Origin of the sequence: Flavobacterium palustre (assembly GCF_014639535.1) — a bacterium.
In the GTDB taxonomy this organism is placed as follows: domain Bacteria; phylum Bacteroidota; class Bacteroidia; order Flavobacteriales; family Flavobacteriaceae; genus Flavobacterium; species Flavobacterium palustre.
The window spans coordinates 1-16,703 of sequence record NZ_BMGA01000012.1; the positions used below are offsets into that span (position 1 = coordinate 1).

Annotated in this window: 19 protein-coding genes; 13 read left to right on the forward strand and 6 right to left on the reverse strand. The window is 35.4% G+C overall.

The window, feature by feature from the left end:
* Both IEV84_RS16550 and IEV84_RS15830 read right to left on the reverse strand, forming a co-directional pair.
* A partial coding sequence (locus IEV84_RS16550) for an MBG domain-containing protein (protein ID WP_229732719.1) occupies positions 1-223 on the reverse strand: 223 nt, incomplete at its 3' end.
* A 1,413-nt stretch (positions 224-1,636) separates the two neighbouring features.
* On the reverse strand, positions 1,637-2,680 hold the full coding sequence (locus tag IEV84_RS15830) for a sensor histidine kinase (RefSeq protein ID WP_188495701.1): 1,044 nt from the start codon (positions 2,678-2,680) through the stop codon (positions 1,637-1,639).
* A 159-nt stretch (positions 2,681-2,839) separates the two neighbouring features.
* Between IEV84_RS15830 and IEV84_RS15835 the strand changes: the two genes are divergently transcribed.
* Both IEV84_RS15835 and IEV84_RS15840 read left to right on the forward strand, forming a co-directional pair.
* Positions 2,840-3,466, forward strand: coding sequence for an SGNH/GDSL hydrolase family protein (locus IEV84_RS15835; protein ID WP_188495703.1), 627 nt, complete (start codon positions 2,840-2,842; stop codon positions 3,464-3,466).
* 10 nt (positions 3,467-3,476) lie between these two features.
* Positions 3,477-4,463 (forward strand): aldo/keto reductase, encoded by a 987-nt coding sequence (locus tag IEV84_RS15840; protein WP_188495704.1) that lies wholly within the window; start codon positions 3,477-3,479, stop codon positions 4,461-4,463.
* Positions 4,464-4,507: 44 nt separating this feature from the next.
* Here IEV84_RS15840 and IEV84_RS15845 read toward each other — a convergent pair whose 3' ends face one another.
* Entirely contained in the window at positions 4,508-5,404 is an 897-nt protein-coding gene (locus tag IEV84_RS15845) for a LysR family transcriptional regulator (RefSeq protein WP_188495706.1), read from the reverse strand.
* A gap of 100 nt (positions 5,405-5,504) precedes the next feature.
* On the opposite strand from IEV84_RS15845, the gene IEV84_RS15850 reads away from it, so the two are divergent.
* Complete coding sequence (locus IEV84_RS15850) at positions 5,505-6,116, forward strand: NAD(P)H-dependent oxidoreductase (protein WP_188495708.1); 612 nt, start codon at positions 5,505-5,507, stop codon at positions 6,114-6,116.
* 59 nt (positions 6,117-6,175) lie between these two features.
* On the opposite strand, the gene IEV84_RS15855 is transcribed toward IEV84_RS15850, so the two are convergent.
* Positions 6,176-6,625: a hypothetical protein gene (locus IEV84_RS15855; RefSeq protein WP_188495710.1), complete on the reverse strand. Its 450-nt coding sequence runs from the start codon at positions 6,623-6,625 to the stop codon at positions 6,176-6,178.
* Between the two features lie 171 nt (positions 6,626-6,796).
* Here IEV84_RS15855 and IEV84_RS15860 point away from each other — a divergent pair, with 171 nt between their 5' ends.
* From IEV84_RS15860 to IEV84_RS15875, 4 genes are all read left to right on the forward strand, one after another.
* Positions 6,797-8,119, forward strand: a complete 1,323-nt coding sequence (locus IEV84_RS15860; protein ID WP_188495712.1) for a serine hydrolase domain-containing protein — start codon at positions 6,797-6,799, stop codon at positions 8,117-8,119.
* A 164-nt stretch (positions 8,120-8,283) separates the two neighbouring features.
* Entirely contained in the window at positions 8,284-9,696 is a 1,413-nt protein-coding gene (gene rlmD, locus IEV84_RS15865; protein WP_188495714.1) for a 23S rRNA (uracil(1939)-C(5))-methyltransferase RlmD, read from the forward strand.
* Positions 9,697-9,784: 88 nt separating this feature from the next.
* Positions 9,785-10,306 carry a DUF6452 family protein gene (locus IEV84_RS15870; protein ID WP_188495716.1) on the forward strand — a complete coding sequence of 174 codons (522 nt, stop codon included), beginning with the start codon at positions 9,785-9,787 and terminating at the stop codon, positions 10,304-10,306.
* Positions 10,278-11,102 (forward strand): DUF6048 family protein, encoded by an 825-nt coding sequence (locus tag IEV84_RS15875; protein WP_188495718.1) that lies wholly within the window; start codon positions 10,278-10,280, stop codon positions 11,100-11,102. The genes IEV84_RS15870 and IEV84_RS15875 overlap by 29 nt, the downstream gene beginning before the upstream one ends.
* Before the next feature lie 189 nt (positions 11,103-11,291).
* On the opposite strand, the gene IEV84_RS15880 is transcribed toward IEV84_RS15875, so the two are convergent.
* A complete protein-coding gene (locus tag IEV84_RS15880; RefSeq protein ID WP_188495720.1) occupies positions 11,292-11,528 on the reverse strand; it encodes a hypothetical protein in 237 nt (78 codons plus the stop codon).
* A 76-nt stretch (positions 11,529-11,604) separates the two neighbouring features.
* The gene (locus IEV84_RS15885) at positions 11,605-12,768 is read right to left on the reverse strand and encodes a THUMP domain-containing class I SAM-dependent RNA methyltransferase (protein ID WP_188495721.1); all 1,164 of its coding nucleotides are present in this window, start codon (positions 12,766-12,768) and stop codon (positions 11,605-11,607) included.
* Positions 12,769-12,905: 137 nt separating this feature from the next.
* On the opposite strand from IEV84_RS15885, the gene IEV84_RS15890 reads away from it, so the two are divergent.
* From IEV84_RS15890 to IEV84_RS15915, 6 genes are all read left to right on the forward strand, one after another.
* Entirely contained in the window at positions 12,906-13,670 is a 765-nt protein-coding gene (locus IEV84_RS15890) for a class I SAM-dependent methyltransferase (protein WP_188495722.1), read from the forward strand.
* Positions 13,670-14,365, forward strand: coding sequence for a ZIP family metal transporter (locus IEV84_RS15895; RefSeq protein ID WP_188495723.1), 696 nt, complete (start codon positions 13,670-13,672; stop codon positions 14,363-14,365). The genes IEV84_RS15890 and IEV84_RS15895 overlap by 1 nt, the downstream gene beginning before the upstream one ends.
* A 180-nt stretch (positions 14,366-14,545) precedes the next feature.
* Positions 14,546-15,361, forward strand: coding sequence for an N-acetylmuramic acid 6-phosphate etherase (murQ, locus tag IEV84_RS15900; RefSeq protein ID WP_188495724.1), 816 nt, complete (start codon positions 14,546-14,548; stop codon positions 15,359-15,361).
* A 99-nt stretch (positions 15,362-15,460) separates the two neighbouring features.
* The gene (locus IEV84_RS15905) at positions 15,461-15,682 is read left to right on the forward strand and encodes a DUF6095 family protein (RefSeq protein ID WP_066330032.1); all 222 of its coding nucleotides are present in this window, start codon (positions 15,461-15,463) and stop codon (positions 15,680-15,682) included.
* Entirely contained in the window at positions 15,683-16,255 is a 573-nt protein-coding gene (locus IEV84_RS15910) for a pentapeptide repeat-containing protein (RefSeq protein ID WP_188495725.1), read from the forward strand.
* A gap of 52 nt (positions 16,256-16,307) precedes the next feature.
* Positions 16,308-16,685 (forward strand): DNA topoisomerase IV, encoded by a 378-nt coding sequence (locus IEV84_RS15915; protein ID WP_188495726.1) that lies wholly within the window; start codon positions 16,308-16,310, stop codon positions 16,683-16,685.
* The last annotated feature ends 18 nt before the right edge of the window (positions 16,686-16,703 follow it).

A 16,703-nucleotide genomic window follows, 5' to 3' on the forward strand; every position in this document is an offset into this window, starting at 1 on the left:
TCAATGAACGCTGGTTAATTGTAAACGCTGTTGCATTACTTGCGTGCTGCACAAATGTGTAGTTACCATTATTCGATGTAAGACCTGAACCATTGATTGGGTAACTGCCTACATTACTAAACTGTGCAGCGGTTGTAGTAAACGTAAGTGTTCCTGTTGTGGAATTACCCTGGTCATCGCTGCCCACAAAGCCTGTTACAGTTCCGCTGAAGGCAGGGTTCACATCGCCGTATGTTTTACTCGCTGGATTGGCATTGTAGGTTAAGACAGCTGCTGTAATATCTACACCTACTGTTCCTCCTGTTACTTTATAATTTGAATTTGATGATGTCAGTGAGTTAACTGTAAAGCTTGTGTAAGTGCCAACATTTTTACTCGATACNTATCGCCGTATGTTTTACTCGCTGGATTGGCATTGTAGGTTAAGACAGCTGGATTCACCGTTAATGTAGCACCACCATCACTATTCACACTACCACAAGAATTAGTAACAACACAACGGTATTTATTACCACTCATTGAAACCGTAGGTTTTGTAAGAATCAAAGTAGCTGTAGTGGCTCCAGAATATACTCCTCCATTAGCTATATTATTAAAATCTCCTAATCCTCCTACTTGTTCCTGCCATTGATAAGTTAATGAAGCTGTGCCACTGGCAGCAACCGAAAACGTTGCATTCTCTCCGTAAGTCAAATTTTGATTTAAAGGTTGTATACTATTAATTGTAGGAGACGAACATGAAATATAAATCCCTTTAACCGCATTACTACCTGTATAATTCCCACTAACAATAAAGTTTTGATTGTAATTATTAGTGTTGGTTCCATCCCAAATATATAAATTTAAATTATCAGGCAAGAAATTCCAAGAAATAGGAGTTCCGTTAAGAGCAGCTATAGTTACTGTATTTTGAGATTTAAAACTTAATATTTCCGTTTTTTCTAATGCTCCTGAAGGTGAAGCTGGTGTGTAAGTTACTTCGACTAATAAATCAATGTTGTTTGGTACTTCGGAAGAACCAAATGCAACATTTCCATCCGTAAAAAACACCTCATAAGTAAATCCCGACTCCTGACCTAAAGCACCCAATAATAAATCAGCACCTAATTCACAATCATTCACATACCAGGAAGCAGTAAAATTTCCATTTTCATCAGCAATAGTTGTCCATGATTCGTGTGGTGGTGGCGTTACAGGACCGCAATCAACATCAGGATTCGTGAGATTAGCTACTTCAAGTAGTACTGTTTCGCCTGGTTGCCAACCGGAACCAGTTATATAAACTGTTTCGCCTGGAGCATAATCCAAATCGGCCTGATCAAGCATCACTATTTGTCCAAAAGAGGTATTGGTAAACAGTAAATTAGCAATTAAAAAAACAAAGGCAAAAAATCTGGAGCGGAGTAGAATTGTTTTCATACGCAATGGATTTAAATAAATAATGTATGATGAGTTAAACTAATTGAAATCCTTAAAAGAAGTATGTAAAAACAACATGGTTTTTAGCTGATTTTCAATCAATTCATTACTAATTTATAGAATTAGTAATACACTATTTTATATTTCCGATGAAAGCAATAAAAAAAACTACAAACTACATATTTATCTGTTTTTAAGTTATTTATAAAGAATGTTTCTAAAAAACAATTGTAAAAACAGCTCCTTTATTGACACCTTCACTACCGGAAAGGAGAGCTCCTCCATTTCTCTCTATAATTTGTCGGCATAAATAAAGACCTATTCCTGTTGAAGATTCGTCTGAAGTCCCGGGACGGCTCATTTTAGTAAATTTGGCAAAGATTTTTTCATTATCCTTACTGTCAAAGCCAACGCCCTGGTCTTTAATTCTTATAACTGTTTTTTCTTTATCATTAAAAACATCTATTTGTATTTTTGAATCTGAAAAAGAAAACTTAATCGCATTGTGAAGTAAATTAAAAATAACTCTTGTGAGCAATTCCGAATCAATTTTTAAATCAATCCTTTCAATCCCAATATTCCTAATCAATTCGATTTTTTTAACCGCCATAGACTGTCTTAGCTGGAGAGTTATTCCATCAATCATACTTTTCAAATTGATTTCTTTTACTTCAACAGCCGTTTGCAACATCTCATCCTGTTCTTTGAGCATTTTAATAAATTTTTCAATGTATCGAAACTGCTCATCTGACGACTGACAAATCATTTGAGCTAACTCTTTTACTCCATTGGACGGATTGGCTTCGATAATCATGGTTGCCAATGATTTTGGATTTCCGGCAAAAGTCCTTAAATCATGCGAAAGCAAATAAATCAAGTTTTGTTTTTCGGTAATAAATTTTTCACTTTCGATGATAGAATCCTGAATATTAAACAGTAACAAACCTACCTCATCTGAAAATTCCAACGGCAACTCTGTTATGGTACGCTTCCTTTTATAATCATTCAGTGCTTTGGAAGCCAATTCCAGAGGCTGAATCAGTTTTTTTAATAAAAACAAAGTAACCACTGTTGCTAACAAGGTCATTACTAATGAGAAAAGCAATAAATTGGTACTTGAAAAATGATCTTTTGAATACAGTACAAAAAACAAAATTCCTATTAAAGGAATATGTATTCCGATGAAAGCAACAAAAAGAAATTTAAAGGCATAATTTTTTCTAAGAAAACCTATTGAAGATAATTTTTTGTAAAATTCCATACATTTTAGATTATTTGGGACAAACCAAATGTACGAAAAAACTATATTTTATTTATATACTAAAGATTATTTTTCTAAGAAAAATCAGAAATATTAACTTAAAAAATTTCCTTAGCTTTGTTTTCTAACCCACAGCAAATCTAAATCCACAATATTGCAATGCAAGACTGGCCTTATTTAGCAAAATACCAACAAGAAAATGCAATGCTGGCACTTCCTGTATCCGGCGAAAACCGGGTAGTATTTTTAGGCGATTCGATAACAGAATTTTGGAGTAGAGAACTGCCTGTTTTTTTCGAAAACAAATCCTATATTAATCGGGGAATCAGCGGACAAACCACGCCCCAAATGCTATTGCGTTTTAGAGCCGACGTTATTGCTCTGTTTCCAAAGATAGTAGTTATTCTGGCCGGCGGAAATGATATTGCCGGAAATACCGGAACTGCAACTACCAAAATGATTACCGATAATATTTTTTCAATGGCAGAACTGGCCAAAGTACATCACATCAAAGTGATTCTTTGTTCGGTATTACCAGCTAATTTTTTTTATTGGAATCCAAAAGAAAAACCTGCTGAACGCATTATTGAATTAAATAGAATTTTAAAAAACTATGCGCTTTTAAATGAAATTCCCTTTGTAGATTACCATTCGGCAATGGCTGATGAACAGCAAGGACTAAAATTAGAACTTTCAGAAGATCGCGTACATCCCAATACAGCCGGTTACCAAATCATGAGTCCGCTAATTGAGAAAGCAATCCAACAAACATTAAACAATCTATAAAACATACAAAATGAACTATCGTAAACTGGGAAAAACAAACTTTGAAATATCCGAAATTGCCCTTGGCACCTGGCAGGTTGGCGGAAAATGGGGTTCACCTTTTAATGATAAAACTGCCGATGAACTTTTAAATACTGCCATAGACAAAGGCATCAATTTTATTGATACTGCCGATGTTTATGAAAATGGTTTGAGCGAAAAAGCCGTAGGTCGATTGATTCGCTCGCGTTCTGAACGCATTTATGTGGCGACCAAATGCGGTCGTCATATCAATCCGCATGTTAACGAAGGCTACCAACCTCAAGTATTGCAAAAATATGTAGAAGACAGTTTGCAGAGATTAGGTGTGGAAACACTGGATTTGATTCAATTACACTGCCCTCCTACTGCGGTTTTTTATCGTCCTGAGATTTTTGAGCTTTTTGACAAATTAAAGAAAGAAGGAAAAATTCAAAATCTGGGAGTAAGTGTCGAAAAAGTAGAAGAAGGACTCAAAGCAATGGAATTTGAAAATGTCACTTCGATTCAGATTATTTTTAATCTTTTCAGACAACGCCCGTCAGAACTACTTTTTGAACAAGCAAAGAAAAAAGACGTAGGAATCATTGCCCGTGTTCCATTAGCCAGCGGATTACTGACCGGAAAATTCTCCGAAAAATCTATTTTTGACAGTAAAGACCATCGTTTTTTTAACCGCGAAGGCGCTGCTTTTGATAAAGGCGAAACCTTTTCCGGAATTAATTACGAATTGGGTTTATTAGCCGTAAACGAACTAAAAAAATTATTCCCTGAAGTCGAAAATCTGGCTCCTATAGCCTTACAATGGATTTTAAGTTTTAACGAAGTAAGCTGTATTATTCCGGGAGCTTCAACCGAAAATCATGTAGTATCTAATCTTTCTACGTTAGATTTACCGGCATTAACTCCTGAAAAAATTGCTGCAATGAATGAAATTTACAATCATTACATCAAAAAAGAAGTACATAATTTGTGGTAGTAAAAAAATTCAACACAGATAATTTAAAGTTATCTGTGTTGAATTTACAACATCACCTTTTTAAACAAATCTTTGATTAAATCCAGTTCTTTTTCATAAGCCGTATTTTTTCTGTTGGCAAAATAAAGTGTATTTATTAGTTTTTTATGCCCTTCCCAAAGCACTTTTACGGCGCCGCTTTCAATCTCTTTTTGACATAAAAAATCAGGAATAACAGCAAATCCATTAGCATTACTTAAACAACGTACAATAGAATTAATATTCGGGACAATATAATTGGGTCTGAAATCAGGAAAATTGCTAAAATTCAATTGCCAAAAACGAAAAAGATGTTCCATATCTCCCGTGGTACCATACCATTTTTGGGCTTTCAGATAATGTTCCGCCTCCGCATATTTTTTTTGTTTTACTAATTGTTGCAATTCAGAATCATCCACTTTACTGCCTCCCACTAAAACAATACTTTCCGATGAAAAAGCTTCGTAAGCAATATTGGAAGAGTTTCCTTTTTGTGGCGAAATAATCAAATCCAGAATTCCTTTATCTAAATTTTCAAGCATTTCCGGATATTCACCAAAACGAATAATCACATTAAACGGTAAAGTCGAAATGTATTGTTCCAAGGTAATTTGAAACGTTTCAAAACACATCCCAATACTAATGGTAGGAGTATGCTTTTCGGTGCTTCGCTGAAAATTTTTCTCGGCATCTTCCAAAATTTTCAAGCCTTCAGCAATAGCATTATACAATATCTTTCCTCTTTCGGTCGGAATCATTTTGCGCCCGGTACGGTCAAAAAGTTTATAACCCACATAACTTTCTAACGAACTCAAGTGCAGGCTCACTCCCGGCTGGGAAATAAACAAAGCATCTGCCGCACTGGTGAGTGTTCCTGTTTTATAAATAGCTTTAAAAGTGCGATACCATTCCAGATTAACCATAACTAACTATTAAAATTATAATACAAATGTATAAATTATATTATTTTAATAATACAAGTATCTGTTATAACTTTGTAACAACAAAAAAAGAAAACAACTTATGAAAAAGATACTTATCATTAATGCGGGACAAAATTTCGGCCATTCAGGCGGATTATTCAACAACACCATTACCGAAACAACTCAGAAATTCTTTGGTCAGTCTAACGATGTTATTGTGCAAACCACAACCATCGAAAATGGTTATTCTGCTGAAGAAGAAGTCAGCAAATTTGCCTGGGCCGATGTCATTATCTACCACACACCAGTTTGGTGGTTTCAAATACCGCACAATTTTAAAAAATACATTGACGAAGTGTTTACTGCTGGACACAACAAAGGAATTTACCGCAGTGACGGCAGAAAAGCCGACAACCCGGAAATCAATTACGGAACCGGAGGATTGATGCAGGGTAAAAAATACATGCTCACTACTACCTGGAATGCGCCGGCAACCGCTTTTACACTTCCGGGAGAATTTTTCGATCAAAAATCAGTTGACGAAGGTGCTTTCTTTGGATTTCACAGAATGAACGCTTTTACCGGAATGACTCCGCTAAAAAGTTATCATTTTCATGATGTAGAAAAAAATGCCAATATTGAAAAAGACATGAAAGCTTACAATGAGCATTTAGAAGAAACATTCGCTGATTGTCTGGTTGCTTTAAACTAAAAAACAAAATCCGTCCTGATTCCCGATAGCTATCGGAATTGGGACGTTTTTTTTAAAACCTATTTTTTTATCTCATCAAAAACAAATTGCGGATTGGAATAATCAATCGGATCTCCTTTTAAAAACGAAGGAATTCCCATGTAAACCGAAATCACACCTTTGCCCATAAGTAATTGATTATTTCGTTTCAGCAAAGCAATAGGATAACGTTTCAAAACTCCGCCACCATAAGGATGGTAATAAAAACTTCCTTTAATAGTATCACCAACAATAATTCCTCTTACTTCACCCGAATCTTTGCTGACTCCTCCATATCGAATTTCGTACTGACCAAAAAACCGATTGTCCTCCAATTTTATAAAATTAAGAAGTGCTGTATCCTTGCCCTTTATTGCCCGATAATGGAATTGTTTTCCTTCTTTATTCGCATCGGCACAACCCAAAACCAGAACGACAAAGAGAACACAAAAACCTACTACACTTTTACTTTTTTCTAATACTAAATTCATTCTTTTTATTGCTTTAGGAGCAAAGATAAAATTTCTATTTTTAGACATAACGTTCATTTTATTATCATTAAAGCTCATTTATCATCTTAAATTATTCTTTTACTATATTTGAAATTAAAAATGATCTTTTTCTAAACCAATTTTTACAACAAAACCAACTAAGCAGAAATAATGAATAAAATAATTGTCTTTCTATTTCTAAGCTCCATTTTTGGTTTTTCTTCTTACGGACAAAAAATAAATAAGGAAAAAATAGACCAATTTCTTGATATCCTTGCTTCACAAAACTTAGCAATGGGTAGTCTAAGCATTTCTCAAAATGGAAAAATAGAGTATCAAAAAGCTATTGGCTACTCTTCTATAGATGCTGACAAAAAAACTGCCGCGACTATTGCAACACAATACCGAATTGGTTCCACTACAAAAATGTTTACAGCAGTCCTGATTTTTCAATTAGTCGAAGAAGGCAAAATCAAATTGGACCAAAAATTAAGTGATTTTTACCCAAACCTTCCCAATGCAAATAAAATTACTATCGCTGATATGCTTTACCACCAAAGTGGTTTGCATGACTACACTAAAGACACTAATTATTCTGATTGGATGGATAAATCCAAGACTCCTAACGAACTTCTAGAGATTATAAAAGAAAAAGGCAGTGATTTTGAACCCGGAACAAAAAACGATTATTCCAATAGTAACTATCTTTTATTGGGTTATATCATCGAAAGAAGCTTCAAAATGCCTTATGCTAATGTGGTTGAGAAAAGAATTACTTCCAAACTCAAACTAAAAGACACTTATTATGAAAGCATTTCAAACTTAAAAAACGACAGTGTCAGTTCTTATAAATATTTCGAAAACAAATGGAATCCCGTTTCCAAAACCAATTTGGATACCCACGGAGGAGCCGGCGCGCTTATCTCAACACCAACAGATATGATTCGGTTTATTGATGCTTTATTTTCTAATAAATTGGTCCATAAATCCAGCTTATCTAAAATGAAAACCATCATTAATGAATACGGTATGGGACTATTTTCAAATAAATATGGTAGCGAAAACAGTTTTGGGCACAACGGAAGAGTCGAAGAATTTTACACAGCGGTATGGCATTTTCCAAAACAAAAACTGTCATTGGTCTATTGCACTAACGGAATCGCTTATCCAAGAGTCGATTTGATTGAAGGGATTCTGAAAATTTGTTTCAACCAGCCTTTTACAATTCCTTCTTCTGAAAACAGCAATTTAAAAACAGAAGATCTGGACAAATACCTTGGTCAATATTCTTCCGGTCAAATAGTCGTAAATTGTACCAAAAACAATACTAAATTATTGATTGAATCAAAAGGTAAAACATTTGAAGTTGAAACCATTGCTGATAATTATTTCGGGAATAAAGACTTAGGCTATTTTTTTGAATTCAATCCCGAAAAAAGAACACTGCAAATTAAAGAAACTGACAATATATATTTACTAAAAAAAGGGAATTAACCCCACCCCCACTCAGATACAACATCACAAAAATTACAAGGAATTACAATACCTGCTTGCAAAATTGAAATTGACATAATTGTATTTACCACAAAAATCAACACTTTTCAAAAATATTTGCCAATTTGAATTCATAAAAGACAACAAACACTTATTTTTGCGCCATGGGTAGAAAAAATACAGACAAAGTTGTCTTTCATCAGATAAAAGTCCTTGATGCGGGTGCAAAAGGCGTTTCGGTAGCAAAGGCTCCCGATGGTAAAGTAGTGTTTATTCCGAATGTAGTTCCGGGAGATGTGGTGGATGTGCAAACGTTCAAGAAACGCAAGGCTTATTACGAGGGAAAAGCGGTGAAATTTCACGAACTTTCAGAACACCGTGTAGATCCTATTTGCGAGCATTTTGGAGTTTGCGGCGGTTGCAAATGGCAAAACATGAACTACGACCAACAGTTGTTTTACAAACACAATGAGGTTAAAAACCACCTGCAACGCATTGGAAAAATTGAACTTCCTGAGTTCGAACCGATTTTAGGTTCGGAGAAAAAGTTTTTCTACAGAAATAAAATGGAATTTTCGTTTTCTAACAGCCGTTGGTTAACCGAAGCTGAAATTGGAAGCACCGAAGATTTAGGTAACAGAAACGCCCTTGGTTTTCACATTCCAAAAATGTGGGACAAAATTCTGGACATCAAAAAATGCCATTTACAGGAAGATCCCTCCAACGCGATTAGAAATGAAATTCGTGATTTTGCTAATGCAAATAATCTGACTTTCTTCAATCCAAGAGAACATTCAGGCTTATTAAGAACAGTGATGTTGCGTACGGCTTCGACTGGTGAAATCATGCTTTTGATTCAATTTTTTGAAGATGATAAAGCCAACAGAGAATTGTTGTTAGATCACATGTATGCTACATTCCCGCAAATTACTTCGTTGCAATATGTGGTAAACAATAAGGCGAATGATACGCTGTATGATCAGGATATTAAATTGTACAAAGGACGCGATTACATCCTGGAAGAAATGGAAGGTTTGAAATTTAGTATTAACGCTAAATCTTTCTACCAAACCAACTCGGATCAGGCGTACGAATTATATAAAATTACCAGAGATTTTGCCGGATTGACCGGAAACGAAACTGTTTATGATTTATATACCGGAACAGGAACTATTGCACAGTTTGTTTCTAAAAAAGCGAAGAAAGTAATTGGTGTAGAAAGCGTTCCTGATGCAATTAAGGATGCTAAAGCCAATGCCGAACGCAATAACATTACTAATTGTGAGTTTTTTGTTGGGGATATGAAAGTCGTTTTCAACGATGCTTTCATTGCGCAACACGGACAACCCGATGTAATTATCACTGATCCGCCAAGAGACGGAATGCACAAAGACGTGATTGAACAAATCCTGAAAATTGCTCCTGGAAAAGTAGTTTATGTAAGCTGTAATTCGGCTACACAAGCCCGTGATTTAGCTTTAATGGATGAGAAATACAAAGTTACCAAAGTGCGTCCTGTAGATATGTTTCCGCAAACGCATCATGTGGAGAATGTGGTGTTGTTAGAAAGAAGATAAAAATAGTTGGCAGTATTCAAGTAGTAGTAATCAGTATTAACCATACTGAACACTCAAAACTGAATACTGAACACTGAATAATTATTACATGAAGAAAATAATAGTACTCTTATTGATTAGCTGCTTCTCATTCTCCAGCTGTGAGAAAGACGATATTTGTGATGGTAATACCCTTACTACTCCCCGATTAGTGATTACATTTTATGACATCAACAACTCTTCGACAGAAAAAAGTGTCACTAATCTAAGCATTATTGCTAATGGAATGGAAGACGGAATTACTTATGAAGGCAGCACACTAATTAACGGAAGCACTGTGGCTATTCCCTTGAAAACAGATTTAGACACCACAACTTTTCGTTTTATATTAAATTTTGGCAGTAGCAATACCGCATTGGTAAACGAAGATATTATTGAGTTCAATTACGGCAGAGAGAATATTTTTGTCTCCCGTGCCTGCGGATTCAAAACTAATTTCATCTTAAATACTACAGACCCAATTGTACACACGGATGCTCCAACAGCTGACTTAAAATGGATACAATATTATGAAGTTGAAAACCGTACTATAGCTAACGAAAATGAAACACACCTTAAAATCTATTTTTAGTAGCTTACTTCTTCTGTCCTTGCTTTTTGCAAATGCACAAGACACCAAAGCACCAAAGCCGGCAAAAGACAGCATTTCAACCGGATTGATTTCTGCTAAAACTGCTGTAGCTGTGAAACCAACTGCAAAAACCGATACTATTGCCGCTCCTGCAGTAAAAAAAGACCGTTACGGAATACGTCTTGGAGTTGATTTGTTCAAATTAAGTCGTTCTTTTTATGACAAAGACTATAAAGGAATAGAATTAGTAGGTGATTATCGTTGGGATAAGAAACACTATATCGCTGCCGAAGTAGGAAACGAAAATAAAACCACCGATGATGCCCGACTGAATTTCACCACTAAAGGTTCTTATTTAAAAGTTGGTTTTGATTATAACGGTTATGAAAACTGGCTGGATATGGAAAACATTATTTCAATAGGTTTGCGCTACGGTTTTAGTACTTTCAACCAACAATTGAATACTTTTAAAATTTACAATCCGAATCAATATTTTGAGGAAATTCCATCTTTAACTTCGGGACAAAAATACAATGGTTTAACGGCAAGCTGGATTGAAGTGGTAGCTGGAATGAAAGCCAAAGTATTCGATAATGTGTTTGTAGGTTTCAGTCTTCGATTGAATCGATTAATTACAAACAAACAACCTGAAAATTTCGAAAACCTCTATATTCCGGGTTTTAACCGAACTTACAACGGCGATTTTGGAGTAGGTTTCAATTACACAATAACTTATTTTGTTCCTATCTTCAAAAAAGTAGTAAAACCAACTGAGAAAAAAACAGAGAAAAAGTAGTTTTCAGTCTTCAGAAAACAGAAAGCCAGACTTAGTGTAAAAATAAAAACCGCAAATTCACAGATTATATAATTTGTGAATTTGCGGTTTTTCGTTATGTCGATATTTCTGAAAACTGAAAACTGTTTTCTGCTTTCTACTTTCTACTTTCTGACCACTGCTTTCTGCAGACTGAACACTGAACACTAATCAACCAATTTCCCTAATTCCTTTTAAAAAAATCCATTTCATAAATAATTTTTCACCGTCCTTGGTTTTGACAGCAAGGAATTTCGGTCCTATCAAAGTGGCTATAACAAAGGCTGTAATTGGAATCCAATAACCTGTTAAACCCGAATATCGTTCCACTAAATAACGGAACAATACAAATAAAATAGCAAAACACCCCAGCTGGTATAAAAATGCTCTCAATTGTAATTTTGTCATGATTTTTTAGTTTATGCTTTGGAGTTTGTTACTCCTAACCTCTATTTTATATTTTCTATTTTCTGAAATCTGCCTACTAATTTCTCTCCTGAAACTTTGTTCTCTTGCTTCCTTCGTACATTTCGTATTTTACCAAACGGGCTTCCAATCCGGCGTTGAATAATTTGATTTTTCGTGATGGTCGCAGACCCACAAATTTCAATGCTTCCAGATTTCCTGTGATAAACCAGGCATTGGTTCCCGGATAACTTTGCTTTAAGGTATCACCAATATTTTTATAAAATTCCTCCATGTGAATATCCAAACGCTCATCATAAGGCGGATTAAACACAATATGCAATTTCCCTTCCGATGTTTTTTCGGTGTCAAAGAAATTATTGCCTTCAATACTCACATATTCTTCCAGATTTGCATTTCGGATATTTTCTTTCGCCTTACTTACTGCCGATGGTGCTTTGTCATAACCTTTAATCGTATGATGAAACTCACGCACCTTTCCAAGCAAACTGTCGGTAATTTTGTCAAACAAATCATTATCCCAGTCTTTCCATTTTTCGAAAGCAAATTCTTTACGGTTAATGTTTGCCGGAATATTGCAGGCAATCATCGCTGCTTCTGCTAAAAATGTTCCCGAACCACACATTGGATCTAAGAAATCCGTTTGTCCGTCCCAACCCGAAAGCAACAAAATTCCCGCTGCCAAAACCTCGTTTATCGGAGCGATGTTAGTCGAACTTCGATATCCTCTTTGATTCAACGGTTTACCAGAAGTATCTAAGGCAACCGAAACCTGGTCTTTATCAATATGAATGTTAATACGTAAATCGGGATGAACCTTATCAATACTTGGACGTTGTCCGGTTCTTTCTCTAAATTGATCCACAATGGCATCTTTACATTTTTGAGAAATAAATTCGGAGTGAGTAAAATATTCTGAATGTGCTGTGGTATCAATCACAAAAGTCTGATTGGCATTGATAAACTTAGACCAGTTTACTCCTGAAATACCTTTGTACAAGGCTTTTTCGTTATTAGCTCTGAAAGAATAAATAGGTTTTAGGATTTTTAAAGCGGTACGCAAAGACAAATTGGCTTTGTACATAAACCCTTTGTCTCCCTTAAAACTTACCATTCTTACCCCCTGTTCTACATCTTGTGCGCCTAAATTTCTCAATTCGGCAGCTAATATTTCTTCAAAACCAAAAAAGGTTTTGGCTATCATCTTAAAATTTTCTTCCATTTCTCATTTTAAATTCCAATAATTAAATTGCTTTCCCTATTCGCTACCGCTTGAGTCCAAATTCTAAACGACCTGAAATAGTATATTTCCGCAAAAATACACTAAATTTGCGGGATAGAATTAATTGAACAACATAAATGTCCGCAGCACAAAAAACAACTATACCCAATCAGGATCAACAAAACGAAACATGGTTTAGCTCTTGGTTTGACACTCCCTATTATCACATTCTTTACAAAGAACGCAATGACAAAGAAGCACAGCTTTTCATGGATAATTTAACTCATTATTTAAATCTTCCTGAAAATGCTAAAGTCCTTGATTTGGCCTGTGGCAAAGGTCGTCATGCTATTTATTTGAACCAATTAGGTTTTGATGTTATTGGTGCCGATTTATCCGAAAATAGCATAGCCGAAGCCAGCGCTTATTCAAATGAAACTTTGCATTTTAAAGTACACGATATGCGTGAGCCTTTCGAAGAAAAGTACGACGCCATCTTTAATTTGTTTACCAGTTTTGGTTATTTCGAAAATGACGATGATAATCTCACTACGCTGAAGGCTATTAAAAACAGTTTGTCTGATTATGGTTTTGCCGTAATTGATTTTATGAATGTCAATCAGGTAATCGAAACATTGGTTCCCGAAGAAGTTAAAACCGTGGATGGAATCGATTTCCACCTGAAACGCTATGTAGCCGACGGTCATATTTTTAAAGAAATTGATTTTGAAGACCAGGGGCAAAAATTCCATTTCACCGAAAAAGTAAAAGCCCTGACTTTACAGGATTTTGAAACCATGATGGAAGAAGCTGGAATTTATCTTTTGGACATTTTTGGCGATTACAAACTGAAAAAATTCCATAAGACCGAAAGCGAACGACTTATCCTTATTTTTAAATAATGAATTACCTCTTACCCTTACTTTCTGTACTCTTAGGCTACCTGATTGCATTGGTTTTAAAGCCAAAAAAGAAAACCAATCTAAAGTTGCTGTTGGCTTTCAGCGGTTCGTTTTTACTTTCTTTGACGGTAATGCATCTATTGCCTGAAATCTACGAAAGTCACGAACATACTATGGGTGAAAGTCATGAGCACAATGCGGGAATTTTTATCATGCTGGGGATTTTGTTCCAAATTATTCTGGAATTTTTCTCTAAAGGTGCCGAACACGGGCACGTTCACGGACACCCAAATATGTCGCATATTCCGTGGTTATTGTTCATCAGTCTTTGTATTCACGCGTTTCTGGAAGGATTTCCTGTGGGACACAATCATGATAATTTAGCGTTGGGAATTGCCATTCATCACCTTCCTATTGCGATTATTCTGACCACATTTTTCATCAATTCGCATCTGAACAAACAGGCTATTTTTGCCTTCATGCTTACTTTTGCAGTAATGACACCACTGGGAACCTTCGCTTCTGATTATCTAACGGGATTAAATGAATACCACAGCGAAATTACAGCTATCGTTATCGGGATATTATTCCATATTTCTTCGACAATTATTTTCGAAAGCAGCGAAGGACACAAATTTAATGTTGCCAAAGTTTCGATGATTGTTTTAGGAATTGCGCTGGCTTATTTTTTATAGATTAAAATATTTTCTTTTTAAATTGCCTCCAGCTTTAGCTGGAGTAATAAAATTAGCAAAACATGATAAGGCTTTAGCTAAAAAGAATAATTTCGGCTAAAGCCAATTTAGAAACTCATTTATTTTTCTCCAGCTAAAGCTGGAGGCAATTCAGAAATGAAATTTAAAAACAAAAAAACAATGACCTTCATAAAAACCACCGAACAATCCTCAAAATACGAACATTTAGAAAAAATGTCGGTTACTGAATTATTGACCAATATCAATAACGAAGACAAAACCGTTCCGCTTGCTGTGGAAAAAGCATTGCCTCAGATAGAAAATTTGGTTGACCAAATTGTTTCTAAAATGAAACTGGGCGGACGTTTGTTTTACATTGGCGCCGGAACTTCAGGACGTTTAGGTGTAGTAGATGCTTCGGAATGTCCTCCTACTTTTGGAGTTCCTTTCGATTTGGTTGTGGGAATAATAGCCGGAGGCGACAAAGCCATTCGCAAAGCGGTGGAAAACGCCGAAGACAATGCAACTCAGGCCTGGATTGATTTACAGGAATTCAATATTAACGAAAATGATGTAGTGGTAGGAATTGCCGCTTCAGGAACAACACCTTATGTTATTGGCGGATTAGAAGAATGTAATAAAAACAATATTATCACGGGAAGTATTTCCTGCAACGCGGCGAGTCCGCTTTCGCAAACGGCACAATTCCCTATTGATGTGGTTGTAGGTCCTGAGTTTATTACCGGAAGTTCGAGAATGAAAGCCGGAACAGCTCAAAAACTGGTTTTGAACATGATTTCGACTGCCACAATGATTCAGCTAGGAAAAGTAAAAGGCAACAAAATGGTCGATATGCAATTGAGCAACAACAAACTGGTTGACCGCGGAACCAAAATGATTATGGGTGAAATTCCTGTAAGTTACGAGGAAGCCTCTCAATTATTGAAAGAACACGGCAGCGTGCGTAAAGCAGTTGATTTTTATAATTCGAAATAGTTCTTAGTAATTAGTCTTTGACTTGAAAAATATTACAACTAATAAAACTTAGTGTGCTTTGCGAAAGCTTTGTGCTCTTTGCGGTTAAATAAAAAAAACATGGCTACAAACAAAGAATTATTATCAAAAGGTGTAAAATACTTAGCAGGCGCTTTGCCTTTGCTTTTTATAGGACCATCATTCATTCACAATGCTTTTATGAACCAGCAAAATGTGTGGCATTATCTGGTTTTAGGATTCGGAATAGCATTTTGTATTACTGCAGTAATTTTAGCTTTTAAAGGCTTACAATTCATGATGAAAGCTTTATTTAACGATTAAATGGAAGATTTAATTCACATCCAAAAAACATTTGAAAAAGTAGTTTTCATCAATAAAAAAGTGAGCAATCGCGAGTTTGAAGACTGCGTTTTTAAAAACTGTGATTTCTCTAACAGCGATTTCTCCAATAATACTTTTATGGATTGCGAGTTCATCAACTGCAATCTTTCGATGACATCTTTGAGTGGAACTAGTTTAAAAACCGTACATTTTTCGAATTGTAAACTTTTAGGAATTCAGTTTAACAGCTGTGCCGATTTTATGTTTGCAGTCAGTTTCAATGATTGTATTTTAGACTATGCTTCTTTCTCGAATAAAAAAATGCCCAAAACTAAGTTTAATTCCTGCTCAATGAAAGAAGTAAGTTTCATTGGAACGAATCTTTCGAATTCGGTGTTTGATAATTGTAATTTGGATAACGCCGTTTTTAATGATACTGAACTAAAGGAAGCCAATTTCCTGACGGCATACAACTATAAAATTGACCCTGAATTCAACCCGATGCGCAAAGCTAAATTTTCGATGCAGGGAATTCCCGGACTTTTGGACAAATACGATATTAAAATTCAATAAATGCACACCCCCTACCCCCTCTAATAGAGGGGAATCTAAACTGATAAATCAAATGAAAAAAATCCTACTACTGCCTTCGTTGCTGCTTTTTGCTTCCTGCTATCAGGCCGAACACAATTGCAAAGATTTTAAGACCGGTAAATTCCGTTTTGAATATGAAGTAAATGGCGAAAAAAAAGTAACGCTGTTTGAACGCAATGACAGCATCGAAATCGAAACTTTTGAAGGAAAAACCGATACGGCTTCAATCAGATGGGTAAATGACTGCGAATATATTTTGAAAAAGCTTCATCCTAAAAATATGGCCGAAGAAAAATCAATTAATATGAAAATCTTGACGACTTCGGGAAAAACCTATACTTTTGAATTCGGTATTGTAGGTGCTGATGAAAAACAAAAAGGCACTGTAACTAAAATTGGTGAATTATAATATTCGCACTCATTCTTT

Coding starts and splice junctions, on each gene's coding strand:
- IEV84_RS15830 (WP_188495701.1), bottom strand. CDS start 2,680: ATGGAATTTTACAAAAAATTATCTTCAATAGGTTTTCTTAGAAAAAAT.
- IEV84_RS15835 (WP_188495703.1), top strand. CDS start 2,840: ATGCAAGACTGGCCTTATTTAGCAAAATACCAACAAGAAAATGCAATG.
- IEV84_RS15840 (WP_188495704.1), top strand. CDS start 3,477: ATGAACTATCGTAAACTGGGAAAAACAAACTTTGAAATATCCGAAATT.
- IEV84_RS15845 (WP_188495706.1), bottom strand. CDS start 5,404: ATGGTTAATCTGGAATGGTATCGCACTTTTAAAGCTATTTATAAAACA.
- IEV84_RS15850 (WP_188495708.1), top strand. CDS start 5,505: ATGAAAAAGATACTTATCATTAATGCGGGACAAAATTTCGGCCATTCA.
- IEV84_RS15855 (WP_188495710.1), bottom strand. CDS start 6,625: ATGAATTTAGTATTAGAAAAAAGTAAAAGTGTAGTAGGTTTTTGTGTT.
- IEV84_RS15860 (WP_188495712.1), top strand. CDS start 6,797: ATGAATAAAATAATTGTCTTTCTATTTCTAAGCTCCATTTTTGGTTTT.
- rlmD (WP_188495714.1), top strand. CDS start 8,284: ATGGGTAGAAAAAATACAGACAAAGTTGTCTTTCATCAGATAAAAGTC.
- IEV84_RS15870 (WP_188495716.1), top strand. CDS start 9,785: ATGAAGAAAATAATAGTACTCTTATTGATTAGCTGCTTCTCATTCTCC.
- IEV84_RS15875 (WP_188495718.1), top strand. CDS start 10,278: ATGAAACACACCTTAAAATCTATTTTTAGTAGCTTACTTCTTCTGTCC.
- IEV84_RS15880 (WP_188495720.1), bottom strand. CDS start 11,528: ATGACAAAATTACAATTGAGAGCATTTTTATACCAGCTGGGGTGTTTT.
- IEV84_RS15885 (WP_188495721.1), bottom strand. CDS start 12,768: ATGGAAGAAAATTTTAAGATGATAGCCAAAACCTTTTTTGGTTTTGAA.
- IEV84_RS15890 (WP_188495722.1), top strand. CDS start 12,906: ATGTCCGCAGCACAAAAAACAACTATACCCAATCAGGATCAACAAAAC.
- IEV84_RS15895 (WP_188495723.1), top strand. CDS start 13,670: ATGAATTACCTCTTACCCTTACTTTCTGTACTCTTAGGCTACCTGATT.
- murQ (WP_188495724.1), top strand. CDS start 14,546: ATGACCTTCATAAAAACCACCGAACAATCCTCAAAATACGAACATTTA.
- IEV84_RS15905 (WP_066330032.1), top strand. CDS start 15,461: ATGGCTACAAACAAAGAATTATTATCAAAAGGTGTAAAATACTTAGCA.
- IEV84_RS15910 (WP_188495725.1), top strand. CDS start 15,683: ATGGAAGATTTAATTCACATCCAAAAAACATTTGAAAAAGTAGTTTTC.
- IEV84_RS15915 (WP_188495726.1), top strand. CDS start 16,308: ATGAAAAAAATCCTACTACTGCCTTCGTTGCTGCTTTTTGCTTCCTGC.